Annotated in this window: 28 protein-coding genes and 1 pseudogene; 7 read left to right on the plus strand and 22 right to left on the minus strand. The window is 66.2% G+C overall.

The genetic code is table 11. The features are described 5' to 3' along the window. Positions 1-4: 4 nt before the first annotated feature. Complete coding sequence (locus AC5P6A_RS04570; RefSeq protein WP_080398873.1) at positions 5-181, minus strand: DUF3606 domain-containing protein; 177 nt, start codon at positions 179-181, stop codon at positions 5-7. Positions 182-428: 247 nt separating this feature from the next. Here AC5P6A_RS04570 and AC5P6A_RS04575 point away from each other — a divergent pair, with 247 nt between their 5' ends. Continuing rightward, positions 429-926 carry a YciE/YciF ferroxidase family protein gene (locus AC5P6A_RS04575; RefSeq protein WP_019659711.1) on the plus strand — a complete coding sequence of 166 codons (498 nt, stop codon included), beginning with the start codon at positions 429-431 and terminating at the stop codon, positions 924-926. A 39-nt stretch (positions 927-965) separates the two neighbouring features. Here AC5P6A_RS04575 and AC5P6A_RS04580 read toward each other — a convergent pair whose 3' ends face one another. The 3 genes from AC5P6A_RS04580 to AC5P6A_RS04590 are packed head-to-tail and all read right to left on the minus strand — an operon-like array spanning position 966 to position 2924. Further along, positions 966-1700, minus strand: a complete 735-nt coding sequence (locus AC5P6A_RS04580) for a DNA-formamidopyrimidine glycosylase family protein (protein ID WP_134734840.1) — start codon at positions 1698-1700, stop codon at positions 966-968. Next, a complete protein-coding gene (locus AC5P6A_RS04585; RefSeq protein WP_134734839.1) occupies positions 1693-2460 on the minus strand; it encodes a DUF72 domain-containing protein in 768 nt (255 codons plus the stop codon). The genes AC5P6A_RS04580 and AC5P6A_RS04585 overlap by 8 nt, the downstream gene beginning before the upstream one ends. Beyond that, positions 2457-2924 (minus strand): BLUF domain-containing protein, encoded by a 468-nt coding sequence (locus tag AC5P6A_RS04590; RefSeq protein WP_346474245.1) that lies wholly within the window; start codon positions 2922-2924, stop codon positions 2457-2459. Before AC5P6A_RS04590 ends, AC5P6A_RS04585 begins: the two co-directional genes overlap by 4 nt. Before the next feature lie 303 nt (positions 2925-3227). Here AC5P6A_RS04590 and AC5P6A_RS04595 point away from each other — a divergent pair, with 303 nt between their 5' ends. Further along, positions 3228-3551 (plus strand): KGG domain-containing protein, encoded by a 324-nt coding sequence (locus AC5P6A_RS04595; RefSeq protein ID WP_058982980.1) that lies wholly within the window; start codon positions 3228-3230, stop codon positions 3549-3551. 121 nt (positions 3552-3672) lie between these two features. Here AC5P6A_RS04595 and AC5P6A_RS04600 read toward each other — a convergent pair whose 3' ends face one another. The 3 genes from AC5P6A_RS04600 to AC5P6A_RS04610 form a co-directional block, all read right to left on the minus strand. Further along, complete coding sequence (locus tag AC5P6A_RS04600; protein ID WP_346474244.1) at positions 3673-4581, minus strand: manganese catalase family protein; 909 nt, start codon at positions 4579-4581, stop codon at positions 3673-3675. A gap of 39 nt (positions 4582-4620) precedes the next feature. Beyond that, on the minus strand, positions 4621-5142 hold the full coding sequence (locus AC5P6A_RS04605) for a ferritin-like domain-containing protein (RefSeq protein ID WP_332329719.1): 522 nt from the start codon (positions 5140-5142) through the stop codon (positions 4621-4623). A gap of 156 nt (positions 5143-5298) precedes the next feature. After that, on the minus strand, positions 5299-5715 hold the full coding sequence (locus AC5P6A_RS04610; protein WP_227844341.1) for a hypothetical protein: 417 nt from the start codon (positions 5713-5715) through the stop codon (positions 5299-5301). Between the two features lie 131 nt (positions 5716-5846). Between AC5P6A_RS04610 and AC5P6A_RS04615 the strand changes: the two genes are divergently transcribed. Continuing rightward, a complete protein-coding gene (locus tag AC5P6A_RS04615) occupies positions 5847-6239 on the plus strand; it encodes a response regulator (RefSeq protein WP_134729387.1) in 393 nt (130 codons plus the stop codon). Between the two features lie 13 nt (positions 6240-6252). Here the strand turns inward: AC5P6A_RS04615 and AC5P6A_RS04620 are convergent, their stop codons facing one another. From AC5P6A_RS04620 to AC5P6A_RS04650, 7 genes are all read right to left on the minus strand, one after another. Continuing rightward, positions 6253-6651, minus strand: coding sequence for a BLUF domain-containing protein (locus tag AC5P6A_RS04620; protein ID WP_180876911.1), 399 nt, complete (start codon positions 6649-6651; stop codon positions 6253-6255). Between the two features lie 157 nt (positions 6652-6808). Continuing rightward, a complete protein-coding gene (locus AC5P6A_RS04625) occupies positions 6809-7495 on the minus strand; it encodes a glycosyltransferase family 2 protein (RefSeq protein WP_180876909.1) in 687 nt (228 codons plus the stop codon). Then, positions 7492-8079 (minus strand): class I SAM-dependent DNA methyltransferase, encoded by a 588-nt coding sequence (locus AC5P6A_RS04630; protein ID WP_171953087.1) that lies wholly within the window; start codon positions 8077-8079, stop codon positions 7492-7494. The genes AC5P6A_RS04625 and AC5P6A_RS04630 overlap by 4 nt, the downstream gene beginning before the upstream one ends. Next, positions 8076-8834, minus strand: a complete 759-nt coding sequence (locus AC5P6A_RS04635) for a PIG-L deacetylase family protein (RefSeq protein ID WP_171953086.1) — start codon at positions 8832-8834, stop codon at positions 8076-8078. Before AC5P6A_RS04635 ends, AC5P6A_RS04630 begins: the two co-directional genes overlap by 4 nt. Further along, entirely contained in the window at positions 8822-9763 is a 942-nt protein-coding gene (locus AC5P6A_RS04640) for an acyl-CoA dehydrogenase (RefSeq protein WP_171953085.1), read from the minus strand. Before AC5P6A_RS04640 ends, AC5P6A_RS04635 begins: the two co-directional genes overlap by 13 nt. 105 nt (positions 9764-9868) lie before the next feature. Then, positions 9869-10375, minus strand: coding sequence for a hypothetical protein (locus AC5P6A_RS04645; RefSeq protein WP_171953084.1), 507 nt, complete (start codon positions 10373-10375; stop codon positions 9869-9871). A gap of 10 nt (positions 10376-10385) precedes the next feature. Beyond that, positions 10386-11549: a zinc-dependent alcohol dehydrogenase gene (locus tag AC5P6A_RS04650; protein WP_346714836.1), complete on the minus strand. Its 1164-nt coding sequence runs from the start codon at positions 11547-11549 to the stop codon at positions 10386-10388. Between the two features lie 149 nt (positions 11550-11698). On the opposite strand from AC5P6A_RS04650, the gene AC5P6A_RS04655 reads away from it, so the two are divergent. From AC5P6A_RS04655 to AC5P6A_RS04665, 3 genes are all read left to right on the plus strand, one after another. Beyond that, a complete protein-coding gene (locus tag AC5P6A_RS04655; protein WP_019337695.1) occupies positions 11699-11887 on the plus strand; it encodes a hypothetical protein in 189 nt (62 codons plus the stop codon). A gap of 98 nt (positions 11888-11985) precedes the next feature. Continuing rightward, complete coding sequence (locus AC5P6A_RS04660; protein WP_021202411.1) at positions 11986-12624, plus strand: DUF6766 family protein; 639 nt, start codon at positions 11986-11988, stop codon at positions 12622-12624. A gap of 3 nt (positions 12625-12627) precedes the next feature. After that, positions 12628-13179: a cysteine hydrolase family protein gene (locus AC5P6A_RS04665; RefSeq protein ID WP_346474242.1), complete on the plus strand. Its 552-nt coding sequence runs from the start codon at positions 12628-12630 to the stop codon at positions 13177-13179. Positions 13180-13204: 25 nt separating this feature from the next. Here the strand turns inward: AC5P6A_RS04665 and AC5P6A_RS04670 are convergent, their stop codons facing one another. From AC5P6A_RS04670 to AC5P6A_RS04705, 8 genes and pseudogenes are all read right to left on the minus strand, one after another. After that, positions 13205-13438: a metallothionein gene (locus tag AC5P6A_RS04670; protein ID WP_155029555.1), complete on the minus strand. Its 234-nt coding sequence runs from the start codon at positions 13436-13438 to the stop codon at positions 13205-13207. A 259-nt stretch (positions 13439-13697) separates the two neighbouring features. Then, complete coding sequence (locus AC5P6A_RS04675) at positions 13698-14147, minus strand: BLUF domain-containing protein (protein ID WP_111101980.1); 450 nt, start codon at positions 14145-14147, stop codon at positions 13698-13700. A 210-nt stretch (positions 14148-14357) separates the two neighbouring features. Further along, positions 14358-15203, minus strand: a complete 846-nt coding sequence (locus tag AC5P6A_RS04680) for an aldose epimerase family protein (RefSeq protein ID WP_346474241.1) — start codon at positions 15201-15203, stop codon at positions 14358-14360. Next, positions 15193-16230: a glycoside hydrolase family 43 protein gene (locus AC5P6A_RS04685; RefSeq protein ID WP_021202407.1), complete on the minus strand. Its 1038-nt coding sequence runs from the start codon at positions 16228-16230 to the stop codon at positions 15193-15195. Before AC5P6A_RS04685 ends, AC5P6A_RS04680 begins: the two co-directional genes overlap by 11 nt. A 16-nt stretch (positions 16231-16246) precedes the next feature. Next, the gene (locus AC5P6A_RS04690) at positions 16247-17731 is read right to left on the minus strand and encodes an MFS transporter (RefSeq protein WP_346474240.1); all 1485 of its coding nucleotides are present in this window, start codon (positions 17729-17731) and stop codon (positions 16247-16249) included. A 59-nt stretch (positions 17732-17790) separates the two neighbouring features. Further along, complete coding sequence (locus AC5P6A_RS04695) at positions 17791-20484, minus strand: glycoside hydrolase family 3 protein (RefSeq protein ID WP_346714837.1); 2694 nt, start codon at positions 20482-20484, stop codon at positions 17791-17793. Continuing rightward, positions 20481-20942 (minus strand): beta-xylosidase family glycoside hydrolase, encoded by a 462-nt coding sequence (locus AC5P6A_RS04700; protein ID WP_495222250.1) that lies wholly within the window; start codon positions 20940-20942, stop codon positions 20481-20483. Before AC5P6A_RS04700 ends, AC5P6A_RS04695 begins: the two co-directional genes overlap by 4 nt. After that, positions 20866-22791: pseudogene (locus AC5P6A_RS04705) on the minus strand (alpha-glucuronidase family glycosyl hydrolase); the annotation flags it as partial. The gene AC5P6A_RS04700 and the pseudogene AC5P6A_RS04705, both read right to left, overlap by 77 nt. Before the next feature lie 92 nt (positions 22792-22883). Here AC5P6A_RS04705 and AC5P6A_RS04710 point away from each other — a divergent pair. After that, positions 22884-23936 carry a LacI family DNA-binding transcriptional regulator gene (locus tag AC5P6A_RS04710; protein ID WP_171953080.1) on the plus strand — a complete coding sequence of 351 codons (1053 nt, stop codon included), beginning with the start codon at positions 22884-22886 and terminating at the stop codon, positions 23934-23936. The last annotated feature ends 1 nt before the right edge of the window (position 23937 follow it).

Genomic DNA, 23937 nt, shown 5'->3' on the forward strand with positions numbered 1-23937 from the left:
CGCGCTATTTTCCCAGATGCTTGCGGACAGCAACGGCGGTGGGTCCTACCGCCGCCACAGCAGCACGAAGTTCCTCGGCGGACACGCCCAGCGTGGTGGTCCAGTACTGCAGCTCGTAATCTTCGTTGACGTTGATGCGATCCCGGTCCGGGCGACCGGTCTTCTGCTTGTCATCGCTCATGGGAGTCTCCACGCGTGGTCGGGCGTGAAGTGACCGTACCGGCCGGTACATGGGCACGAGGCGATGCCATTGTGAAGCCATGGCGAAGGCCTGGCGGCACCGGCGCCAATTCGAGTGGCGGATCCCGCATCGTGAAGGGCACGCGCACGGTTCGCGTGGACCTTCACATGCCGCCTTCACTTGGCACCTGCCTGATCGCAACCGGGAAGACCCTACGCTGATCGCTCCACTCACTGCGGAGCCCAGTATGGCTATCAAGACGGCGGAAGACCTGTTCATCCACGAACTCTCGGATATCTACAGCGCCGAGAAGCAGCTGACCAAGGCCCTCCCACGCCTGGCCCGTGCGGCCGAGAATCCGGACCTGGCCACGGCGTTTGAGACGCACCTGGAAGAGACCCAAGGCCAGATCGAACGCATCGACCAGGTCGTCGAGATCCTGGGCATTCGCCTGAAGCGCATCAAGTGCGCGGCGATGGAGGGCCTGGTGGAGGAAGGCAAGGAAGTGATCGACAGCATCGACAAGGGCCCGGTGCGGGATGCTGCGCTGATCGGCGGCGCGCAGAAGGTCGAGCATTACGAGATTGCGTCCTACGGGACCATTGCCGCGCTGGCCAAGCAGCTGGGCTACAAGGACGCCCTGCCGCTGCTGCTGGAGACGCTTGAGGAAGAGAAGGCCACCGACGAAAAGCTGACCCTGCTGGCCAAGGGCGGCGGCAACGCCAAGGCCGCGCAGGCCGCCTGATCGGCGCGCCTTGGAACCCGGCTGCCACGGACGGCGGCCTCAGTGCCCGTAGAGCACCTGATCATTGGGGCAGAAGAACGTGCGCCGCCGCGTGGTCCCCATGTAGAGCTTGCTGATTGGGCCACCGCACAGGGGACAGACCTTCTTCGTGTGCACCTGCCAATGCTTCTTCAGCTCGAAGCGCCGCTTCCATTCCAGAAAGTCGAAGCTGTAGGCGCGCGCCTGTTCGATCAGCGCGGTAAGCCTGCGTGGCGGCAGGTCGCCCAAGCGGGTGGCGGGGTGCACGCCTATACGGAACAGCACCTCGTTCTTGATGATGTTGCCCACGCCGGCAAAGACCGTCTGGTCCAGAAGCGCATCGCAGACCATGACTTCCGGCATTGCCTTAAGCTTGCGCCGGGCCAGCTTCGGATCCCAGGCATCGTTCATCACGTCCGCGCGCCAGTCGTAGACGTCGTCCAACGGCTCGTCGATCAGCCGCACGGAACACGCATAGAAGTTCAGCTCGCCATTGTCGAACAGCAGGGATACACGCGCCGGGGTTGGCTTCCGTTCGTCGATGCGCCAGCTGCCGAACATCATCAGATGGATGCGCAGTGTGTGGCGGCTGAATTCCAGCAGGAAGTGCTTGCCCCAACTGCGGACCGCCTTGACCCTTCGGCCCTGCAGCGGCGACAGGTCGATGCGGCTGTTTCCGGAGACGGTGCGGACCACGTGCCCTTTGAAATGGCTAGTGGCTTCGCGCAGCAGTACGATGGAAGGACCTTCAGGCATGGGCGTTCTCCTGCAGCAGCGCCTGCAGGCGCAGTGCGTTGCCGGTGGCATGGCCCAGTGCTGTATTGTCCAGTACGAACCAGGCCGGCCGTTGCGCATCAGCTTCGCGCCGCAGCCCTTGCGCCAGTTCCGCCAGGGCCTGTTCGCTGTACGCACTGCGATAGATCTGCGGCTGGCCGTGCCAGCGCCAGTAGCTCCACGCACGATCACCGCCGGGAACCGCTGCCGCCGGCACACGTGCCGGATCTGCGGCTACCCGTGCAACACCATGCGCGCTCAGCAGCGCATCCACGTCCGCCGTGAACCAACTCGGATGCCGCGGCTCGCACGCTACATCGGCCTGCGTGCGCGCGCGCAGGCCCCGCAGGAAGGCTTCGGCCGTGGCCGTGTCGTACACCAGGCTGGGCGGCAGCTGCAGCAGCAACGGACCGAGCTTTCCACCCAGCTCCAGCACGCCCTCAAGGAACTGTTCGAGCGGCTGCATTGCATCGCGCAGCCGACGCTCATGGCTGATCTCGCGCGGGAGTTTCACCGCGAACCGGAAGCCCTCCGGAACGCTCGCCGCCCATCGCGCGTAAGTCCTGGGCTGGTGCGGTCGATAGAAGGAAGAGTTGATCTCCACCATCGACAGGCGTGTGGCATAGCGCTGCAGTAGGCTGTCGCCCGCGCCGAACGCTTCCTGATCCGCCCGCGGCAGCGACCATCCCGCACAACCGACGCGTGGTGGGCCGGACGCAACCGGGGCGGCTGTGGCCTTCATCGTGCCAGCTGCCCGTCTGGTTCGATGATGCCACCCGCGCTTGCTTCCGTCTGCGATTGCGAAACCGACAGTAGTCGATCCAGGGCACTGGTGCCCGACTGCAGCGCCGACGCGCTGCGCACGAATCCGGTCCAGTCGGAAATGGCGATCTTTCCCAGCGCGAGCTCATCCACCCGCACGCTGCGCATCCGCCAGCGCGGAAACTGTCGGCGACCCACCCTGCCCCGGTTCAGTTCGACGATTCCGCTGTGGCTGCTTGCAGCCAGAATGCGCGTGTACACCACCTTGACCCCTGCCTCCGGGCCTTCCAGGTACTGCAGGAAGCGCGAGCCATCGAACAGCAATGTGCCGGTGACATCGGCGGACTCGTTGAACTGCACCGCCTCCGCCACGAGTTGCTGCAGCCGCTGTTCCGTCAGGTTGCGGGAGGCTTCACTTACATAGGCAATCGCTCTGAAGGGCATGGCACCACCGGTTGTTGCAGACCGCTCTACCTTAGCCACACCGATCGTACGCGCGGTGAGACCGGTGTGGAGGCTGCGTCGAACTGTGGCGTGTACCTTCCGCATCGCGTTGACGCACGGTTGGGCCGCCGAACGTGTGTCTGCCACTGTGCGCACGCGTGCAGGGATGTTCGTGGAGGCCGGATGAGGAATCAGAGCCTTCCGGATGACGCGACGTTGGCGGTCGTGCCACCGCCGTCTAGCGCCGGATCTGGAAGATGGTCGCTGCCGCCAATGAGGCGGCTGAACCCAAGGAGACTTTCCATGGCCAACCAGAACCAGAACCAGGGCACCAGCAACCGCGGTTTCGCTTCGATGGACGAGGACAAGCAGCGCGAGATCGCCGCCAAGGGTGGACGTGCCGCGCACGAGTCAGGCAACGCCCATGAATTCAGCTCGGAAGAAGCACGCGAAGCCGGCCGCAAGGGCGGCGAAGCAGTGAGCCAGGACCGCCAGCACATGGCTGACATCGGCCGCGAAGGCGGCCAGAACAGTCGCGGTGGTGGCAACCAGGGCGGCAACCAGGGCGGCGGGCAGCAACAGCAGGAACGCGGCGGCGGCAACAACCGCGGTGGCCAGCAGCGCTGATCGGCGCTGAAACCCGTTGCATCCCTTCGTGGGCGGACGTGATGTCCGCCCACTTTTGTTCGCCCCACGCGGCTCAGGGGCGTTGCAACCGGAGCGCCGCGAACGGGCGCCCCGGCTTCTTTCACGGCTCGCGTGGCGGCAGGTCCAGTGCACCTGCACCCGGGCCTGCCCCCAGCTCGGCCCCGGTGGCCGGCCGCGCTTCCGGGTCGGAGTGCGTGCGCAGGGTCATGGCCTGCACCGCCGCTTGTTCGCGCGGGTCCAGGTCCACCGTGCCGCCGCCGTCGCCACCATCCACAGCGGCCTGTGCGTCGCGGTCGCTGACCCGCTCCCAGAGCTCGCCGCTGTTCCAGCTGCCCTGCAGATCGTCGGCGCCGTCACCCTGCGACATGTCCATGTACAGATCGGTGAACGCCGGATCCCCCGGCAGCTTGCCCGGTGGGAAGTTGGGCTGGATGCTGTGCAGCGCTTTCTCGAACGACTTCATGTGCGCGATCTCGCGGGTCATCAGGAAGCGCAGCGCATCCTTGATGCCCGGGTCGTCGGTAACGTTGATCAGGCGCTCATACACCAGCTTGGCGCGCGCTTCGGCCGCGATGTTCGAGCGCAGGTCGGCGGTGGGGTCGCCGATCGAGTCGATGTAGGCGGCTGTCCACGGCACCCCGCTGGAATTGACCAGCGCGGGGCCGCCGCCGTACAGGATCTGTTCGGTGTGGCTGGTGCTGTTCTGGCCCAGCAGCCGCATGTCCTCGGCCTCGGCAAGCCCTTCGGATTGGATCGCCTTGGGCCCGCGGTTGAGCATGGCGATGATGGTGCCGATGATCTCCAGATGACTGATCTCCTCGGTGGCGATGTCCATCAACAGGTCCTTGCGCCCGGGATCGCATTCGCCAAGTCCCTGGGTGAAGTAGCGCATCGCGGCGGCCAACTCGCCCTGTGGGCCGCCGAACTGTTCAAGCATGAGGCTGGCGAGCTGCGGGTTGGATTCGCGGACGCGCACGGTATACATCAGTTTCTTGTGATGAAAGAACATGAGGGCTTCTCCGGTGGCTGGTGTGGGCTGGCTTCGGGGTCAACGCTTGGCCTGGGCGCCGGGCGTTTCGTCACGGTTGAGGAACGCTCCGACCAGGCCGTCCTGGTGGTCCTCCAGCCAGTGCGCCATGGCAACCTCTTCCTGCAGGATCTGGCCGCACACCGCCGCAATGTCGGGCGCGCCGGCGCGCTCGGCAGCGATTACCAGCGCCCTGTACGTGGCGATCTCGGTGTTCTCGAAGCCAAATGAAAGGCCCACGCTCTTGACCACCTCGTCCTCCATGAGCGTGTTGCCGGCGGCGTGGATGGCGGCGGTCATGCTCGCGAACAATCCCTTCGCGGTGGGCACGCTTCCTCCCAGCGCCTCAATGCACTGCCGCAGTGAGGCAGCCTGCCCCTGCGTCTCCTGGACGTGCTGGCTGATGCGTGCGGCAAGCTGGGGATAGTTCTCGATCCGCGAAGCCATGGCCTTCATCATGGTCTCCGCTTCCTGTTCCATGGCGTAGGCGTCCTGCAGCCACTTCAGCAGGCGCTCGCTTCGGGCGGTGTTCTGGTCTGCCATCTCGATCTCCGGTGCGGGGCGACATGCCTCCGGAGACCATCGTGGAGCGAGCGCAATCACCGCGTTGTCGGGCGATGTGAGCCGCCGCAGGTTGGCGTTGCACGCGGCGCTGATGCAGCGATAACATCCGCACCCCGGACTGGACCCGGGGCGCCCTCAGGTCGCCAGGGCGCTCGATGCGACCGCGCCCGCCCTGGGGCCCCGGGGGCGGGTGTTCGAAGCGCCCCCGCCGTCCGCCGCCATCACGGCCTGCATCACGCGGTGTTGAGCGCGGTGCCCACCCCCGTCCACGCCCACGACATAGACAAAACGGCCATCAAATTTGGCCTGTGCGCCTTCAAGGGCATCGTCGGCCTGCAATGCCCGCTTCAGCGACTTCATCCATGTCCGTTCAGGCGTACGGTCCAGTTCCACGACAATGGCGGCGCCGCCACAATCGAGCGGCATGCACTCGATACGCAGCACGCCTGGAGAGGCCGCTTCGTTTCCGGATAGAGGCATGACAGAAACTCCGATACAGGGGTCGGCGGCAGTATCCACAGCGCATGCCAAGAAGCCGTCAACGAGATCCATAAGGCCCTCCACGCCTCCTCCACGAGGTTGGCACGCGCGCAAGGCTTCGCGCCGGACTGACAATGCGCACGCAGGATCTTGATGCAGCACAGCAGAAACTCGTGTTCCCAGGACAACACAGGCATGTACGCATGCAATCCGCAATGAGCCAGCGCAGATGCAACCTGCTGCTGGTGGAAGACCAACTCGATCTGGCCACACTCATGGAGCACGCCCTTGAGGACGTCGGTGATCAGGTGACGCATGCCTACAGCGTGTTCGACGCTCTCGGGCTGCTGGACACCCAGCGATTCGACGGCGCCGTGCTCGATGTCGAACTTCGCGACGGTGTGGTCTTTCCCGTCGCTGATCGCCTGGCAGAACTCGGCATCCCCTACCTGTTCGTCTCTGCGGTCTACGACCAGCTGGTGCCGCAGCGCCACCGGCGCGCAGCCTTCGTTGCCAAACCGTTCCATGTGAGTCAATTGCAGGACGAGGTTCGGCGCGTGCTGGGCGATACCTGCGCGCAGCCGCCCCCGCATTGAATCCATGCAACCGTCATCCCAGGTGCGGGGCTACCACCAGGCCCAGCTGGCGCAGCGCGCCACCACGGGAGAGGCCATCCCAGTTGCCGTGCGCGACGCTGCGGATCTCGGAGGCCTCAACCCACAGCAACCGCATCGACCAATAGGGAAAGAACCTGCCGGAAACCCTGCCGCGGCCCAGTTCGATCAGCTCGCGATGGCTGCGGGCACTGAGAATGCGGCTGTACACCACGTTGATGCTGTCTTCCGGCCCCTCGATGTACTGCAGGAAGCGGAGCCCGTCATAAAGAAGCACACCCGTAACGCCGGCTTCAAGGTTGAAGCGGGCGGCGGCCCTGGCGAGGTCATCCACATGGTCCATTGAAAGCTCCGATGTCGCCTCACTTGCGTAGGCGACTGCACGGAGGGGCACATTCGTTCCTTCTGGCGCAGGAAATTTCCTGCTCGTCCATCATCGCTTCGCGGAGGTAGGCAGGGATGAGGGCCTTCGCAGCCTGCCCTGTCCCAACGCTCTCCTCAACCGCACGCTCCGATAACACGGGGCGTTTGCGTGACGGAGTGGCTGCCCCTCAGGTGATCGGGACCGATGCTTCCGCGCCAGAGCGCTCGCCACCCAGCGCCGCCAGATAAGCGGAGAATCCGCCTGTAGCGCGCCCCTGCAGACGCGCACTGGTCATCACCACGGGAGCGCCGGCCCATCGCACCACCGCACCGCAGCGTTGCAGCGCTCTGACAAGCGCCACGTCTTCACTACAGTGCAGGGGAGCAAAGCCGCCAACGGCCCGATAGGAACAGGCAGAGACGCCGAGGTTGGCACCGTGGATGCGCCCATGATGGTCGCCCCACTGCTGTCTTGCCTGGAATGCCCTGCGCAGGCGCCGTTCACTCTGGCAGGTCGTCGCTATGTCCACCAGTCCGCAGAAAGCGTCACAACTGCCCTGAACCTGTGCGGCCAGCCACTCGGGAGGCACCTCACTGTCAGCGTCCGTGCTTGCCAGCCACCTGGCGCCCCGCCACAGCAGTTCAGCAGCGGCTGCGGCCCGGGCGACACCGACGCAGCGTGCATCCAGCTGTACGCTTCCCACCCGGTATCGGTGGCAGATGGTGCCCGTTGCATCCGTACAAGCGTCCAGCGCGACCACTACCTCCACTGCTTCGCCGCCGAGGCCTGGGTGCAGGGCCGCCACCCGGATGGATTGCAGGCACCGCGCGATACTGTCCGCCTCATTGTGGGCGGGTATCAGGACGCCTATCACCGCAAGCCCTCGTTCCGGGCCAATGACAAGGGGCCCCGTGTCCATCCCTGAAGCACAAAGTCCGCATCGCGGTAGTGGAAGGCTTCCTGCAGGCCTTCCCCCAGGCATCGATGCACCACCTCGGTCCGGCTCGCGCGTCCCGGGAACGAGGGCAACCAATGGCAGGCGACCAGCAGGCCGTCATCGCGAAGTGCTTCATCGATGCCACCGCGCAGCTCGCGCAGTGCGCCTGCCCCCAGGTAGTAGCCCATTTCGCCGCAGACGATCAGGTCGAAGCGTCCTGGCGGCCATTGCTCGGGATGGCTGGCGCAATGGACCTGCACGTGCGACAGATGGGCCAGGTTGCGGCGCGCCTGGAACGCCGCGCGTGGACTGATGTCGGTTGCAAGCAGGCGTTCGCAACGTGCCGCCAGCGCCTCGGTCAGTACGCCGTTGGAACACCCCAGTTCCCAGCCGCGAGCGAACTGGCGCTGGCTGAGGCTTGCCAGCAGCAGCGCACGCTTGCGCTCTTCATACCATCGGCTGCGGTAGCCGAACGGGTCCTCCTGCTCATGCAGGCCATCAAAGTACGGTTGCGCGCTCATGCCAGGAATACCTCGTAGTTTCGGAAGAATCGGGCGAGTACATGTGCGGGCAGCACCGGCGGGCTGTTCAGGCCCGCCACGTCGCCCGTCTGCGTCCGGAAATGCGCGATCGCGTTTCGTTTTGCGGACGCCACCGCTGAAATGTCGATCAGCTTCGGAACCTCCCACGCCATATGTGCGCAGGCAGGGTCAAGCCAGTGCCAGCCCCACACCGGGTACTCCAACCGGTGGCAACCGACCGCCCGCGCGGCGCGGCAGGCAGCGCGCCCTGCGGCTTCGTGATCGGGGTGGCCATCAAACCGCCATGGCGCCAGCACCAGGTCGCGCGGTTGCAGATACTGCTGCAGCCAGCCTTCCAGCCCCTGCTCGTGCGCGCTGACCGCGCCGTCGGCGATACCCAGGTGGAAGATGGAGCCGACCGGAATACCGAGTTCGCCCAATGCCGCGGCAAGCTCCGCTCGGCGCGCTGATCGCAGGCGTTCGGGCGTCCACCACGGCTCGCCCGGATAGCATGCTTCGCCGTCGGTCACGGCAACGACACTGACGTCGATACCCTGCGCCACAGCGTGATGCAGCAGCCCGCCACAGCCGAGTATTTCGTCATCCGGATGCGGCGCGACCACCACCATGCGGTCATGCCCGCTGCAGAGTGCGGTTGCCGATATGGTCGGTTGCTGCCAGAGCCAATCGCAGTGCAGCCAGGCCTGCTCCTGGGTTCCTTCCCCTTGCAGGGGTGTCCTGGCTACAGCGCCCATGTTGCCTCCTGTGTTGCACGCTGCTCGCCCAGCCATTCCCAATCGCGATCGGCGTGGCTCTGGCGAAGGAACACGGTCAGGTCCGCGCAGCGCCGGGCATGGGCGTCCTCCAGGCACATCGGGCCCGGGCCCAGCGCCCGACCCGCCAGGTCCAGCACACGCGTTGCCGCGCGCTCAACGACACAGCGCACGCGCACTACATCTTCGCGATGGGCCAGTTCGGGCGCGGCGTCGATGTGCGCCGCCAGTTCGCGAAGCAGCGCGGCTGCCGGGCCCAGGGCGAGGTCCACTTCACCCAGCAGCCGCGCGCGATTTCCCTCGGTGCAGGTCGGTCGCATGCGCTCGGCCAAAGCGGCCGCTGCACCAAACCAGACCGCCGCGATGCCTGCCCCGCCGTGCCAGAAGCCCGGGCGCTGCAGGTAGTCATCGCGCGTCCCCAGGATCACCATCGGTGCGCCGTCAAAGCGCACCGTGGTGGAAGGGATTGCGGCCATGCCCACGGCAGGCCATGGCTCGCCCGCAAGTGTGTGCCAGTGTTCCGCCGCTACCTGGCATAGCCACACTCCCTGCGGGTTGCGAACCGTTACCAGTGCCCCATCCACCCATGCGCTGCCGGAACACCAGGGTTTATCACCGTACAGTCCACCGCCGGCATCGATGCGAACGGTGTTGGCCGGACCCTCTGCAGCCCACACCGCCAGCAACGTGTCTTCAGCATGGATGGGCGCCTTCAACTCGGCAGCAATCGCTTGGGCGTCATAGTGGGCCTCCAGTACCTTGGCCAGGCAGAGATCCTCTGCCCCCCAGGCTGCCAGCGCCTGCCAACGCTGCAGCGTCTGGCCGCCCCCGGGCAAAGGCAATGCCGGTTGCTGTACCAGCACCTGGCGTGCGCGATTGAACAGCGAAGAGGATGACGTCACATCCTGCATGGGTGGCAGACCTGCAATGGAGATACGCCATGAACGTAGGCGGCAGGCAGTCACATGCCTGTCTTGACCGCGTGGCGGGCACATGAATGCCCGGTACCGTGATCCTCACGGACCCGTCTGCGTGCGCTGCTCTCGTGCACGCACGCACTGCCGCAGTTCCCACAGCCATGGCAGCACCACCAGGCCCAGTGCCGGCAACAGGGTGAACCACCAGACGTCGGGTGCTGCAGGTTTCACGTCGAGCGACCACCGGGGGTGGACCTGCCAGGCCACCCAAGCCAACAGGACCCACGGCGCGGCATCCAGCACACTGTGCACATGCTGCTCCGCCGGACTGATGCGTCTGCGGCCGTCTGCGCTGACGGTGTCCAGGTAGCCGGCGATTGCGTGAGCAATGACCAGAAGCGCCAGGAGCGTGACCAGCGACAACGTGTTTTCCAGCAGCAGCCACGCCAGCACGCCGCTGCCGATCAGAAGCAGCTGCACCCCATGCAACAGGCTTTCGCGCATCGCGGAGGTGTGTGGAAGGTCGGTCCGGCGGTGAAAATGGAAGTCCAGCGAACCGGCCACCAACCACAGTGCGTACACACAGCCCACGACAATCGCACTCATGGCGCCACGCTCACGGTGTCAGAACGATCTTGCGGCAGTCGTCATCCTTGGCATCAAACATCGCATAGCCCTGCGCTGCATCGGCCAGGCGCATCCGGTGCGAGATGATGTCACCCGGATCCAGCTTTCCTTCCAAGATGGCGTCGAGCAGCTCCGGCATCAGTCCCTGAACGTGGGTCTGCCCCATCTTGAACGTCAAGCCCTTGTCGAACGCGTCACCCAGCAGGAAACCGTGGATGAAGCCGGCATAGACACCGGGGATGCTGACAACGCCGCCGCGGCGGGCCGCGGCGATGCACTGCCGGATCGCCACCCCGCTGCTGCCTTCCAGTTTCACGGCGGTCAGCGCTGACTCCAGCGCACTTCCTTCGGCCTCGAAGCCTACGGCCTCGATGCAGGCGTCTGCGCCCCGCCCGCTGGTCTGGGTCACGATGTAATCGGCCGGGTCCTCGATCTCCCTGAAGTCGATGGGGGTCACCCCGTAGGCGCGACGCGCGTAGTCAAGGCGGTAGCGAAGATGGTCCACCATGAAGATGGTCTCGGCCCCCAGCAGCCGGCAGCAGGCTGCGCTCATCAGCCCCACCGGCCCGGCACCGAAGATGGCCACCGTCGAGCCGGGCTTGACCCCAGCGTTCAGCGCGGCCTGGTAGCCGGTGGGCAGGATGTCCGAAAGGAACAGAACCTGCTCGTCGGCCACGCCTTCCGGGATGCGCAGCGGGCCTACATTCGCCTTCGGCACGCGTACGAATTCGGCCTGCCCGCCGGCCACGCCGCCATACAGATGGCTGTAGCCGAACAATGCGGCCGGAGGCAGTATGCCCTTCTGGTTCAGTGCGGCGCCCTTGCCCGGATTGGTGGTCTCGCAGGCGGCATACTCGGCCAGCCGGCAGTGGAAGCACTCGCCACAGGCAATTACAAACGGGATCACCACGCGATCACCGGGTTTCACCTGGGTCACGCCGCTGCCGACCTCTTCCACCACGCCCATGAATTCGTGGCCCAGCACATCGCCATCGTGCAGGTCAGGAATCTTGCCCCGGTACAGGTGCAGGTCCGAACCACAGATGGCGGTGGCGGTCACCCTCAGGATCAGATCATCCTCGGCCGCCAGCACCGGGTCCGGCACGGTCTCGACGCGCACATCCCTGCGGCCGTGATAGGTCAATGCCTGCATCGCGGTTCTCCAGAAAGATCGGAACATCAGCATGGCAGGGCTGTCCCCCTGCTGCGGTGACATCCGGGTGTGCGCGGCGTTCATTCCGCGGCGTCGTGGCGTTAACCCGGCGCGGTGCAGGCTTCAGGTTCTCGCCGCAGGAGCTGCTCATGAACGACAAGTTGCCTTTCAATCCAACCACGGACGTGGACGATCAGTCGAAGGCCCACACGCCGGACAAGCGTCGCAACGACCAGGCCAGGTGGAAGGACCACGACATGCCCGACGATGGGGACGGCCCCAAGGCGGTACCTGAAGACTACGAGCGCCCGGATCCTGACCCGACAGGCAAGCGTTGAGCCCGCCTCACATCCTCGATGCGCAGTGATCACGAGCCCTGCCCTCTTGCCCGCGCATGCTTCCGCACGGTCTCTGGAACAGCTGATTGAGGTGTTGCATGTGGAAACGCAACGGTCTCTCGCTGGTGCTGCTTGCACTCACCGTCGTGTTCATCGTTGGGCAGGCAGTTGCGGGGCACCATGTCCACAACCAGGAGTTGACGCAGCACGGGCGCGCGCCGATCGATCTATGGCACTACCTGGCGACCGGCCACTTCGTCAGCGCCACATTCGAGAACTGGGAGAGCGAATTCCTGCAGATGGGCATGTATGTCCTCCTGACCGTCACCCTTCGCCAGCGTGGCTCGGCTGAATCGCGGCCGCTGGATCCTGCACAGGAGCAGAGCCGCGTCGAGCCAGGACCTACGCCCTGGCCGGTGAGGCGTGGCGGCGTCTGGAAGGTGCTGTACGGTCATTCGCTTGCAATCGCCTTCGGGCTGTTGTTCCTGTTGAGCTTCACGCTGCATGCGTTGGGAAGCTGGCGAGCCGAGCAGGCCGAGCAGCTGTTGCGGGGCCTGCCCGCACCCGGCTTCCTGCAGCACCTGGCCAGCAGCACATTCTGGTTTGAATCGATGCAGAACTGGCAGAGCGAATTTCTCGCCGTGCTGTCCCTGGTTGTACTGACGATCTTCCTGCGCCAGAAGGATTCACCGCAGTCCAAGCCGGTCGAGGCCCCGCACGCACAGACAGGTGATTGAGCCATGGGACAGGATCCATCGACGGCCTTGCTGATCATCGACATGTTCAGCCGTTTCGACTTCCCCGGCGCGCAGGATCTTGCGCCCGTTGCGGAGCGGGCGGCCAGACAGATCCGGCGTTTGAGAGACCACTTCGATGACCGCAGGTGGCCGGTCATCTATGCCAATGACAATTTCTCCGACTGGAAGCGTGACTTCCGGCAACAGGTTGCGCAGTGCAGGCGGGACGGGGGCGCAGCCGGGCGGATAGCCGAGCTGCTCTCGCCCCTGCCCGATCACTACTTTGTACTCAAGCCCAAGCACTCGGCGTTCCTCGCCACCCCGCTGCCGGTCCTGCTGGCCAAGTTGGGCGTGCGCCGACTTTGGCTCAGCGGGATGACAGCCGATTCGTGTGTGCTGGCAACCGCGTTGGACGCCAACGCCAGGGAGTTCGACGTCGTCCTGGCAAGGGAGGCCGTGGCGGGGATACCGTCACAGAAGCAGCGGGCAATGGCGCTGCTCGCCGATTCGGGAGCAGCCCGGGTGGCACGAATTGCTTCTCTGGTGCCGGCATGACCAGCGGGATGGAGCAGTATTCGGCTCAAGCCCGGTCTGCGACACCCTTTACACCGGCATGACCGGCGCAATGTGCGCAGCAGAAAATCCGGCCGTTTCCCTCGACACCGTGTCCGATGACGGCGCAATCGCAGTGGGCGCAGCGCGGGGCGAACGCATGGATCGCGCATTCGAACGAATCGAACGTGCCGCTACGCCCGCCTTGCTGTACGGTGAAGCTCTTGTCGTAGTCGTTGCCGCAGACATCACAGGTAGCCATCGGGCACCTCCTGCTCTGGAAGGAGCCTGCAGTGTGGCCATCACGGATGTCGGCGGCAGTGAAAGCACCGTGTCACGACTGTGCAGGGTCTTCACGCGGAGAGCGCATGGCACCTGCCCTGCATCGTCCGTCCGGACCCGTCCAATGAACCGGCACGCCAGCATGATCTGCACGATGCAGTGATCGCGGGCAGTGCGGGTTGACTGGAACTGCAGGAGATGACTGCTCGCCCGTAGCGTACGTTGGCAATCCCCTTGCGTTATGCGGCAAGGGCGTACGGCTCCACCAGTCCCACCAGCAGATCCATTGCCGATTGCCCACCGGCCGACGTATCACCACGCTGCACGAAGCCAATCCAGTCCGCGTGGGCCAGCGACTTCAACTGCCCGGGATCTACCGGAAGCCAGCGCATCGGCCAGAACGGCAGGCGCCGGTTGCCCACCCTGCCCCGCTGCAGCTCCACCAGCCCTGCGTGGCTGGTTGCGCCCAGCACACGCGCGTACGCCACCCGCAACCCGTCCTCCGGTCCCTCCATGTACTGGAGAAACCGCCCCCCATCGAAGAGAAGCACCCCGGTAACGCCGGCGTCCCGGTTGAAACGTGCGGCGTCGTCGACCAGCTGGTCCAGCCTGTTGCCCTCTTTGCGCCCGTTGTCGCCCACAACAGTTGGGCTGGCTTCGCTGACGTATACCACTGCCCTGATAGGCATCGGTTGCTCCTGTGACGAATCCCCCCAGATTCCGATGGCCTCACCGTAGCCCATCCGAGGACCTGGGATGTTCCCATCGTGTGTATTCCGTGATCCGATCGCCATTATCCGACCAGCGGTGCACCTTTCCTCGGCGTGTTCAGGATCCGCAGCCGGTCGTCCTGCTGTGCCGGCACCGCGGGTTCGGGGAGACGCATGCCAGTGCCAGGCTCACGCCCTGTCCGCTGCCCACGCCAGGTCGAACGTCAACGCGAGGCGCTGGCCGGGCTCCAGCCGGTGCGGCGCCAGCGTGAAGCCGTCCGGCGGACCGCTCTGCGGCTCCACACAGGTGGCGTGCGGCGTGCCGTCGTAGACCACCCAATGGTCGTGGTCCGAGCGCAGCCGCAGGCGCTGGCCTCCGCGTATCAGCGTGATGTCGCTGTCGGCGATGAAGCAGTCATCCCAGGGACCGGTAGTGGGAGCCACACAGGGCAACGTGGCAATACCTTCCCCGTCCCGCGGGTACATCGCACGAGGCGTGAACAGCAGCCGGTCCGGCTTCCGCAACCAGGGATGCCAGCCCAGCACCGCCGGCATCGCCTGCTCGCCGGCCTGGACCGAAAGGCGCATCTGCAGGGCGTGAGCCTGCAGCTGCAGGTCCAGCATGGCAATGCCACCAAAGGGCCAGTAGCCGTCGCGCGGCAACGCCAGCGACAACCTGGCTGCCGCCGCATCCAGCCGATCGATCTGCCACGGTCGTGAGAAGCCCAACCCATGAATGGCGTGCCCGTTGAAGTTGAGCGGCAGCCGATGCGGCCTGCCGCCAAAGTGGAACGTTCCATGGCGGATGCGCCCGGCCCAGGGCACCATCGGGTAGCAGCCCCAGGCGATCGCAGCCACCCCGCCGTCCTGCGCATCCACCAGCCACTCCACGCCCCGGTAACGCAGGTGCGCCACGCGCCCGCCCGCCCCTGCGGCGAGCGCAACCTCCAGTTCGCCGCATCTCAGCCAGTGCAGTTCACCAGCCGGCAGCGGGGCCAGCGCATCATCCACCGGCAGCATGCGCTCAGGCCCCATACGGATTGATCGTGCGGATGCTTCCGTCCGGCTCCATGTGCAGCGGTGTGCACTTGGCCGAGCGCAGGTGGGTGATGCCGCCGGACATCAGTGCATCGTGATAGAACAGGTACCACTGCCCTTCGAACTGGCAGATGGAGTGGTGGGTGGTCCAGCCCACGACGGGGGTGAGGATCACGCCAGCGTAGGTGAACGGGCCATACGGGCTGTCGCCGATGGCGTAGCACAGCTGATGGGTATTGCCAGTGGAGTACGACAGATAGTAGCGACCCTGATACCTGTGCAGCCACGGGCCTTCGAAGAAGCGGCGCGCATGGTCGTCCGCACGCAGCGGCTGGCCATGCTCATCCAGGATCTGCACTTCGCGGGTGGGTTCGGCCAGCTCGGTCATGCAGGCGTCCAGGCGGCCCACGCGCGGCCCCAGGGCCGGCGCGCTGCCCTCGGGTTCCTCGTGGGCCTCGCTGTACTGGTTGTCACGATACTTCTGCAGCTGCCCGCCCCAGATGCCGCCGAAGTACAGGTAGTGGCTGCCATCCTCGTCTTCGAACACGGCAGGGTCGATCGAGTACGCGCCCTTGATCGGCTCCGGCTGGGGCACGAACGGGCCCTCCGGCCGCGTGCCGATCGCCGCGCCGATGCGGAACCGGCCCTCGGCGTCCTTGGCCGGGAAGTACAGGTAGTAGCGGCCATCGCGGCAGGCGGCATCGGGGGCCCACATCTGTTTCCGCGCCCAGGGCACGTCGCGCACGTGCAGCGCCATGCCGCAATCCACGGCCGTGCTGTCGGGCGTATCCATCTTCAGCACATGATAATCCTGCATGCCGAAGTGGCCACCTTCGTCGTCGAACGGCTGGCCACCGTCGATGTCGTGCGACGGATAGATGTACAGGCGCCCCTCGAACACGTGCGCCGAAGGGTCGGCGGTGTAGATGTGGGTCACCAGCGGTTGCGAAATGGCGTGTGCGGTGAGCTGCGCAAGACGGGCTTCGCTGGCCTGGCCGTCTTCGCCGGCATGGAGGTCGATCATGGTTGTCATCTTGGCCTTACGCGGAAGCGTCGGCGGAACGGCGACGCAGGTGGAGGTCCTGCTCGATGCGGGTCTCGGTGCGCTTGTCGATCCTGTAGAAGAACAGCAGCGCCACGGCGAGCAGGAAAGGAAGGGAGCAGTAGACGCTTACGGTCAAGCGGATGCCCTGCACCGCGCCCTCAGGCTGCTGCGCCAGTCCTGCCTGGTAGCCGTAGTGCGCAAGGATGGCCGCGACCAGCGCGCCTCCGACGCTGAGGCCGATCTTCAGTCCGCACAGCATCGCCGAGAAGATGATCGCGGTCGCCCGCCGATGGTTCTTCCACTCCGAGTAGTCCGCGACGTCGGCGATCATCGCCCACAGCAACGGGATGGTGATGCCATAGCAGAAGCCATGCAGCATGAAGGCAGCGAAGGCCACCGCCACGCCCGTGGGTGGAAACAGGTAGAAGGCAAGCAGGAACAGGGTCGAGACAAACAGGGCGCCACCGAAGACGTCGCGCTTGCCGAAGCGATCCGCCAGCCGTCGTGATGCGCCGATGCCCAGGATCATGCAGAGGATGCCGCACGCGTTGAACAGGCTGAACGCCGAGGTGGCCGCGTCCTTCGGCCAGGTGAACGCCGCGAAGCCGGCGCTGGCCAGGGCAGCATTCAAGGCGCTGATCAGGCCGTTGAAGCCTGAGCCGTCCAGGAAGCCGGCCAGCGCGGCTTCACTCATGTAGTACTGGAAGTAATAGATGTAGGTGCCGCCCTTCAGCGCCAGGTTGATGAATACCAGCACGGTCAGGGCCAGCATCACCTGCCACGGGCGGTTGTGCAGCAGGTCCGACAGGTCCTGCAGTACGCCCCCGGTCTGCTCGCGCGTCGGCACGATGCGTTCGCGAGTGGTGGCGAACGTGATCAGGAAGAACACCGTGCCGATGATGGCGAATGCGGTCATGACCTGCTCGAAGCCGCGCACCCGGTCGCCATCGCCCAGGATCAGCACCAGCGGCATCAGCAGCACCTGGATGATGAACTGCGCGACCATCACAGCCACGAAGCGGTAGGCCGAGAGGCTGTTGCGCTGGGCCATGCTGCCGGTCAGCACGCCGCTCAGCGCCGAGTACGGCAGGTTGTTCGCGGCGTAGACGCAGACCAGCAGCGCGTAGGTGGCCAGTGCATAGATCACTTTTCCGCGCTCGCCCAGGTCCGGGGTGCTGAACGCCAGCAGCGACAGCACGCCGAACGGAATGGCTGTCCACAGGATCCATGGGCGGAAGCGGCCCCAGCGTGTGGATGTGCGGTCCGCCGCGATGCCGATCAACGGCGTGAACACGAACGCACCCAGCAGGCCCACCACGAAGATGATCGTGGCCGCGGTGGCAGCCGGCAGGCGGTAGACGTCGGTGTAGAAGAACGCCAGGTAGGTGATCAGGGTCTGGAAGATCAGGTTGGCGGCGAGATCGCCCAGGCTGTAGCCGAGCTTCTCGCGTACCGATAGCGCGTGTTCAGTGCTTGCCATGCAGCGGACGTCCTTGAAAAGGAATCTGGTCGAAGCGGAATCGATGCCGGCGGGGATGATCAGTCATGCGCGGGCACCACGGTGAACCTGCCCTGCGCACGTATATCGGCACTGGACGCCCCCACCCTGACCTCATAGGCACCGGGCTGCACCGCGTACGCCGCGCGCGCTTCGTCATAGTGGCGCAGGGCCTGCGCCGCCTCCAGGGTGAACGTCACCGTGCGGCGTTCGCCCGGGGCCAGCTGGACGCGCTGGAAGCCACGCAGTTCCTGCACGGCGTCGCCGCTGCCAGCGTGCTCGCGCCGCACGTACAGCTGCACCACTTCGTCACCGCTGCGGGTGCCCGCGTTGGTCACATCCAGCGCCACGCCCAGGCGGCCATCGGCGCGGAGGCTGTCTGCATCGAGGCGAAGCGTTCCATAGTCGAATCGGGTATACGACAGACCGTGACCGAACGGATACAGGGGCGGGCCGCGGAAGTAGCGATAGGTGCGGCCCTCCATGGCGTAGTCGTCGAATGCCGGCATCGCTTCGCCGGCCTTGTAGAACGTGACCGGCAAACGGCCGGCGGGATTGACGTCGCCAAACAGCGCCTGACCGACTGCGGTGCCGCCGCGTTGCCCGGGGTACCAGCTCATCAGGATCGCCGGCAGATGCGCCTGCGCCCAGTCCACGGCGATGGCCGAGCCACCGGTAAGCACCATCACCACCGGCTTGCCGGTGCCGTGCAGGGCCTCCAGCAGGGTGCGCTGCGGCGCGGGCAGTCGCAGGTCGGTACGGTCGCCACCGGCAAAGCCCGGGTAGTTGACCGTCATCTCTTCGCCTTCGACATCGCCGGTGAGTCCACCAACGAACACCACCACATCGGCATCGCGTGCGGCATCGAGCGCTTCATCGAACGGTGCCTTGGCGCCGGGCATGCGCCAGCCCAGGCGCACGCCGGCATCGCGCTGGTCGTCGTAGTACTCCAGCTTCAGGTCATAAGCACGCCCGGCCTGCAGGTCGAGTTCGACACCCTCGGCATGCAGGCGATCCGTGTTCACCCAGTGATCGATCACGCGCTTGCCGTCCAGATACAGGCGGTAGCCATCATCGCCGGCCACCTCCAGCCGGTAGCGACCGGACACGGGGGGCAGCAGCTGGCCGCTCCAGCGGATGCTGAAGCGGTCGTTGGGAATCCCCTGCCCCGGTGCCGCTTCGCCGCGTGCCAGCAGGTTGTCGGTCGGCGAGCCGCGGTCCCAGCGGAAGCCGATCTGCGCGTCGGTACGCACCAGGGCCGGAGTGCCGGACAGGTCGGGCGTGCGGAAGTACTCACCGCGCAGGCCGCGCTCGGGCGACTCCGCCGAGGGCCGCAGGTAGGTCGGCTCGATCAGCGGTGTGGCGCCGGGATCGTCGCGGCCCTCCACCAGGTCGACGCCGCGGGCATAACGCACTTCAACGCCCTTGGCCGCCTCGCGTATGCCCTGCAGGATCGTCACCGGCGCCGCCGGTGTGCCGAAGTAGTTGCCGAGCAGTGCCATGGTGTCGTCGGCAGTGGGTCCGACCACGGCAATGCGCTTGATGTCGCGCGACAGTGGAAGGATGCCGTCGTTCTTCAGCAGCACGAGCGATGCCTGCGCGGCCTTGAGGGCCAGCGCATCATGGGCCGGCGCCTGGTTCACCGAGGCCGGAATGCGCGCCCAGCGCACCCGCTCCGGCGGATCGAACATGCCCAGGCGCATCCGTGCGGTGAACAGGCGGGTCACCGCATCGTCGATCTCCGCCTCGCTGATCAGCCCTTGGCGCACTGCGGCAGGCAGCGTGGCGTACTCCTGGCCGCATTCCAGCTCGGTGCCGTTCCTCACCGCCAGCGCCGCAGCGGCTTCGCGCGTGGTGACGATACGGTGGTGCTTCCAGATATCGACGATGGCCCAGCAGTCCGAGACCACGTAGCCCTTGAAACCCCAGTCGCGTCGAAGCACATCGTGCAGCAGGAAACGGCTGGCACTGGCGGACTCGCCGTACACGCGGTTGTAGGCGCCCATGACCGCATCCACTTCGCCCTCCTTCACCAGCGCCTCGAACGCCGGCAGGTAGGTGTCATACAGGTCGCGCCGGCTGGGCCGTGCATCGAAGTGATGGCGGTCGGCCTCCGGTCCGCTGTGCACGGCCAGATGCTTGGCGGTGGCGTCCAGCTTGCGGTAGACCGGGTCGTCGCCCTGCAGGCCGCGTACGAAGGCCACGCCCATGCGCGCGGTGAGGTAGGGATCCTCGCCGTAGGTCTCCTGTCCGCGCCCCCAGCGCGGGTCGCGGAAGATGTTGACGTTCGGCGACCAGAAGGTCAGGCCCTGGTATCGGCCATGCGCGCCTTCGCGGAGGAACTGGTGGTGCTTTGCGCGGGCCTCGTCGCTGATGGTCGTGGCCACCTGCCCCATCAACGGTACATCGAAGGTCGCGGCCAGGCCGATTGCCTGCGGAAACACCGTGGCCTGCCCTGCCCGTGCGACGCCGTGCAGTCCCTCGTTCCACCAGTCGTAGGCGGGTACCCCCAGCCGTTCGATCGCCGGCGCGGCGTTCTGCATCTGCGCGGCCTTCTCTTCCAGCGTCATCTGCGCGACGAGTGCCGCGGCCCGTTGCTCGAAGCTGGCCGAAACATCCAGCCAGGGCCGCGGCGCGGCTGCGGATGCGGCGGCCGCCACACAGGTCAGTACGAACAGGGCGATCCCACCGCGCCAGGTATGGCGGCGGGCCTTGGACGAAATCGACAGCCTCATTTGCTTCTCCCGTTGCGCTCGTCGCGCGCGAAAGGACCCAGCAGTGCGCCCACGAAGCCGCCTGCCCGGTCCGTACTCAGGACGGTGCCGTCCACCTCGCCTGCGAGCAGTTGCCAGCCCTGCCCATCGCCAGTGTCGAACGAGAACGCATAGTCGCCCTCGTTGCCGGCAATCTTCAGGCGCAGTGCTGCAGGCACCGGTACTTCACGGCTGGCCAGCGTCCGCGTGCTGCGGCCACCGTCGCGCGCTTCGAGGAAGAGCGAGAGACGCCCCCCGCCAAGGTCCCGAACGCCAAGGAAGTACCAGTACGCCTCGCTCTGGAACGCCGCCAGACCGGCGGCAACTCCGGAAGCTGGCGGGGTCATCGCGGTGCTCGCCTCGAAGCGCCCGCGAATAGCGCCCGACCAGCTCATCCCAGAGCGTCCTGCCCGAGCGCATGCGGTGATCCCACGGCACATGATGGAACCACAGCAGCAGCGACTCGGGCACCCGCTCGGGGTCGCCATAGACCTCGGCGACCTGCGGGGCGTACTGGCCCACGGCGTTGCTTCCGCCGGCGCTGCGGTCAAAACCGATGCCCTGGCTGTCTGCGCGGTGGTAGTACACCGACGTCCAGTCCGCACGTGGGCCTCCGTCCACCCAGGGGCCGGGACCGTAATGATGGCCGCGTGCCATCAGGTGGTGCAGGCCCAGCGGCGTCATGTAGTCCACTGCCGCCTCGCGCGAGTCCATCATCATCCGCACGATCGGGCCGGTCACCTGCGGGTCGGGCGAGAACGTCAACGCTGCCCAGTCTTCGGCAATCGCGCGCGCGGATTGCTGCGGGTTCCAGGCCAGCCGGCCGAAGGCGTACCAGTTGGCCTGGTCGAAGTGCGAGCCACTCCAGGTGCGGTCCACGCCGATGTTGGCGACGCCGGCAATACCGGTCAGTGCGTGGCCTTCCAGCGAGCCATCGATCACGCGGGCAACCGTGGAGCCCTCGCCGCGGGCATGGGTGTCGGCCTGCAGCACTTCCTCGTAGAGCGTTCCCAGGTAGACCAGGTGCGTCGCAAAACCCAGGTATTCCTTGGTGATCTGCAGTTCCATCATCAGCGGCGTGCGTGGCATCGCGCCGAACAGCGGATGGAACGGCTCGCGCGGCTGGAAGTCGATTGGGCCGTTCTTCACCTGCACGATCACGTTGGGGCGGAAGGCACCGTCCAGCCCGACAAACTCGCTGTACGCCTGCTTGGCGCGATCTTCGGGAACCTCGTGCGAATACACGAAGGCCCGCCACATCACCACGCCGTTGTAGGGTGCCAGCGCGTCGGCCAGCAGGTTGGCGCCGTCGGCATGGGAACGACCGTAATCCTGCGGGCCGGGTTGCCCCTCCGAGTTCGCCTTGACCAGGAAGCCGCCGAAATCCGGAATGCGCGCATGGATCTCATCGACCTTGTCGCGCCACCAGCGCCGCACGCCGGGATCCAACGGGTCAGCCGTCGCCAGGCCGCCGAGCTCGATGGGCGCACTGAAGCGTGCGCTCAGGTAGACCCGGATGCCATAGGGGCGGAACAGGTCGGCCAGCGCGGCGGCTTTGGCCAGATAGGCCGGCGACAGGCTCAGCGCACTGGCGTTGACGTTGTTGAGGACGGTGCCGTTGATGCCGAGCGAGGCGTTGGCACGGGCGTAGTCGGTGTAGCGCGGGTCACGCCACTGCGGCAACGTCTGCCAGTCCCAGAGGGAGCTGCCTGCATAGCCACGCTCGACGTAACGATCCAGGTTGTCCCAATGGTCGAGCACACGCAGTGCGACCCGCGGCGACTCCCGCACGTCCAGCCCCTGCAGCGGCATGCCACGCTGCAACAGGCGCAGCAGATGGAACGTGCCATACAGCACGCCGACATCCCGGCGTGCCGCCACCAGCAGTACATCGCGCCCCTCGATCCGGACCCGCCGGATCAGGAAGCCCTCGTCGCCCATCGTGGCAACCTCGTTGCCGAACGCGGCGACCAGCGCCGAAGACTGCGGCGTACCCAGCACCAGGGCATGGTCAGTACTGATTGCCGTTCGCATTGGCGGCGCCGTTCCCAGCAATCCAGGGAGGCTGCGCGCAAGCTCGTCGCGGGTAGCGCGCTGCATCGGCGTGCCATCCGGGGCCACCACTTCGGCCAATTGCCGCCGGTAATCGGCAGCGACCGTTGCGGCAATCGGCTGGTAGCGCATCCACAGCCCGTAGCCATCCTCCGCCCGCGCCACGCCAGCACAGGCCAGCAGCACGACCACGGCCCACAGGCGCGTGCCGACAGCACGCAACAAGGGCGTTAACATGCGCCTTTGTAGACTACGTCCGGGCCCGGGGCAGCGCATCATCGTCCTTCGCACCCCCGCGGCAGCGCCACCAAGAACAAAGGGATCGTGCATTGGACAAGCCGAAGAAATCGGTTCGCCGCAGAACCGCAGGCGTGACGATCGACGAGGTTGCGGCCCTTGCCGGCGTTTCGCCGATGACCGTGTCGCGGGTGATCAACCAGGGCAAGGTGCGCGACGTCACCCGCGAGCGCGTGCTGCGCGCCGTGCGTGAGCTGGGCTATACGCCCAATCTTGCCGCCAGTTCGCTGGCCGCCGCACAGCACACGCGCATTGCGCTGATCTACACCAACCCCAGCGGCGCCTACCTGCGCGAACTGCTGGTGGGCCTGCTGCGCGTCGCCTCCAGTTCCGCCATCCAGCTGGTCATCGACTACTGGGACAACCTGGATGCCGAATCCGAACGCAGGGCGGCGCGCGCGCTCGCCGGACGCGTCGACGGGGTGATCCTGCCGCCGCCCCTGTGCGAATCGCAGGCCGCCGTAAGCGAACTGGTCAAGGCTGGCATTCCAGTGGTGGCCATCGCATCGGGGCGCCTGAGCGAGGCCCTGTCCTGCGTCCGCATCGACGATTTCAGTGCGGGCAGGGAAATGACCGAGCACCTGCTCCGGCAGGGACACACCCGCATCGGCTTCATCCGTGGGCGCGATGACCTGAGCGCCAGTGCGCTCCGCTACGACGGCTTCGTCACCGCCCTGCGCGAGGCCGGGCTGGCGGTGGACCCCGGCCTGGTCCAGCACGGTGACTACACCTACCGGTCCGGCCTGGCTGCCGCCGAAAAGCTGTTGTCCCAACGCCGCCCACCGACCGCGATTTTCGCCAGCAACGACGACATGGGCGCCGCCGCCATCTCCGTCGCGCACCGGCGCGGGCTGGAAGTGCCGCGCGACCTGTCGGTCGTGGGTTTCGATGACACCTCGGCCGCCACCACCGTATGGCCGGAACTGACCACGATCCACCAGCCCATCGCCTCGATGGCCAACGCGGCCGTCGACATCCTGCTGCGCACCATCCGCCGTCCGGCGGGGGACGCAACGGTGCTGCGCGATCATGTGATGCCGCATCGGCTGATCGCACGCGGTTCGGTAGCCGCGCCGCCCCGGTAGC

It is taken from the genome of Stenotrophomonas sp. YJH_SMC_20 (assembly GCF_059367845.1).

What these genes read in the sequence shown, in the direction of transcription:
- AC5P6A_RS04570 (WP_080398873.1), bottom strand. Translation starts at nt 181, where the DNA reads ATGAGCGATGACAAGCAGAAGACCGGTCGCCCGGACCGGGATCGCATC.
- AC5P6A_RS04575 (WP_019659711.1), top strand. Translation starts at nt 429, where the DNA reads ATGGCTATCAAGACGGCGGAAGACCTGTTCATCCACGAACTCTCGGAT.
- AC5P6A_RS04580 (WP_134734840.1), bottom strand. Translation starts at nt 1,700, where the DNA reads ATGCCTGAAGGTCCTTCCATCGTACTGCTGCGCGAAGCCACTAGCCAT.
- AC5P6A_RS04585 (WP_134734839.1), bottom strand. Translation starts at nt 2,460, where the DNA reads ATGAAGGCCACAGCCGCCCCGGTTGCGTCCGGCCCACCACGCGTCGGT.
- AC5P6A_RS04590 (WP_346474245.1), bottom strand. Translation starts at nt 2,924, where the DNA reads ATGCCCTTCAGAGCGATTGCCTATGTAAGTGAAGCCTCCCGCAACCTG.
- AC5P6A_RS04595 (WP_058982980.1), top strand. Translation starts at nt 3,228, where the DNA reads ATGGCCAACCAGAACCAGAACCAGGGCACCAGCAACCGCGGTTTCGCT.
- AC5P6A_RS04600 (WP_346474244.1), bottom strand. Translation starts at nt 4,581, where the DNA reads ATGTTCTTTCATCACAAGAAACTGATGTATACCGTGCGCGTCCGCGAA.
- AC5P6A_RS04605 (WP_332329719.1), bottom strand. Translation starts at nt 5,142, where the DNA reads ATGGCAGACCAGAACACCGCCCGAAGCGAGCGCCTGCTGAAGTGGCTG.
- AC5P6A_RS04610 (WP_227844341.1), bottom strand. Translation starts at nt 5,715, where the DNA reads ATGGATCTCGTTGACGGCTTCTTGGCATGCGCTGTGGATACTGCCGCC.
- AC5P6A_RS04615 (WP_134729387.1), top strand. Translation starts at nt 5,847, where the DNA reads ATGCAATCCGCAATGAGCCAGCGCAGATGCAACCTGCTGCTGGTGGAA.
- AC5P6A_RS04630 (WP_171953087.1), bottom strand. Translation starts at nt 8,079, where the DNA reads ATGAGCGCGCAACCGTACTTTGATGGCCTGCATGAGCAGGAGGACCCG.
- AC5P6A_RS04635 (WP_171953086.1), bottom strand. Translation starts at nt 8,834, where the DNA reads ATGGGCGCTGTAGCCAGGACACCCCTGCAAGGGGAAGGAACCCAGGAG.
- AC5P6A_RS04640 (WP_171953085.1), bottom strand. Translation starts at nt 9,763, where the DNA reads ATGCAGGATGTGACGTCATCCTCTTCGCTGTTCAATCGCGCACGCCAG.
- AC5P6A_RS04645 (WP_171953084.1), bottom strand. Translation starts at nt 10,375, where the DNA reads ATGAGTGCGATTGTCGTGGGCTGTGTGTACGCACTGTGGTTGGTGGCC.
- AC5P6A_RS04650 (WP_346714836.1), bottom strand. Translation starts at nt 11,549, where the DNA reads ATGCAGGCATTGACCTATCACGGCCGCAGGGATGTGCGCGTCGAGACC.
- AC5P6A_RS04655 (WP_019337695.1), top strand. Translation starts at nt 11,699, where the DNA reads ATGAACGACAAGTTGCCTTTCAATCCAACCACGGACGTGGACGATCAG.
- AC5P6A_RS04660 (WP_021202411.1), top strand. Translation starts at nt 11,986, where the DNA reads ATGTGGAAACGCAACGGTCTCTCGCTGGTGCTGCTTGCACTCACCGTC.
- AC5P6A_RS04665 (WP_346474242.1), top strand. Translation starts at nt 12,628, where the DNA reads ATGGGACAGGATCCATCGACGGCCTTGCTGATCATCGACATGTTCAGC.
- AC5P6A_RS04670 (WP_155029555.1), bottom strand. Translation starts at nt 13,438, where the DNA reads ATGGCTACCTGTGATGTCTGCGGCAACGACTACGACAAGAGCTTCACC.
- AC5P6A_RS04675 (WP_111101980.1), bottom strand. Translation starts at nt 14,147, where the DNA reads ATGCCTATCAGGGCAGTGGTATACGTCAGCGAAGCCAGCCCAACTGTT.
- AC5P6A_RS04680 (WP_346474241.1), bottom strand. Translation starts at nt 15,203, where the DNA reads ATGGGGCCTGAGCGCATGCTGCCGGTGGATGATGCGCTGGCCCCGCTG.
- AC5P6A_RS04685 (WP_021202407.1), bottom strand. Translation starts at nt 16,230, where the DNA reads ATGATCGACCTCCATGCCGGCGAAGACGGCCAGGCCAGCGAAGCCCGT.
- AC5P6A_RS04690 (WP_346474240.1), bottom strand. Translation starts at nt 17,731, where the DNA reads ATGGCAAGCACTGAACACGCGCTATCGGTACGCGAGAAGCTCGGCTAC.
- AC5P6A_RS04695 (WP_346714837.1), bottom strand. Translation starts at nt 20,484, where the DNA reads ATGAGGCTGTCGATTTCGTCCAAGGCCCGCCGCCATACCTGGCGCGGT.
- AC5P6A_RS04700 (WP_495222250.1), bottom strand. Translation starts at nt 20,942, where the DNA reads ATGTGCCGTGGGATCACCGCATGCGCTCGGGCAGGACGCTCTGGGATG.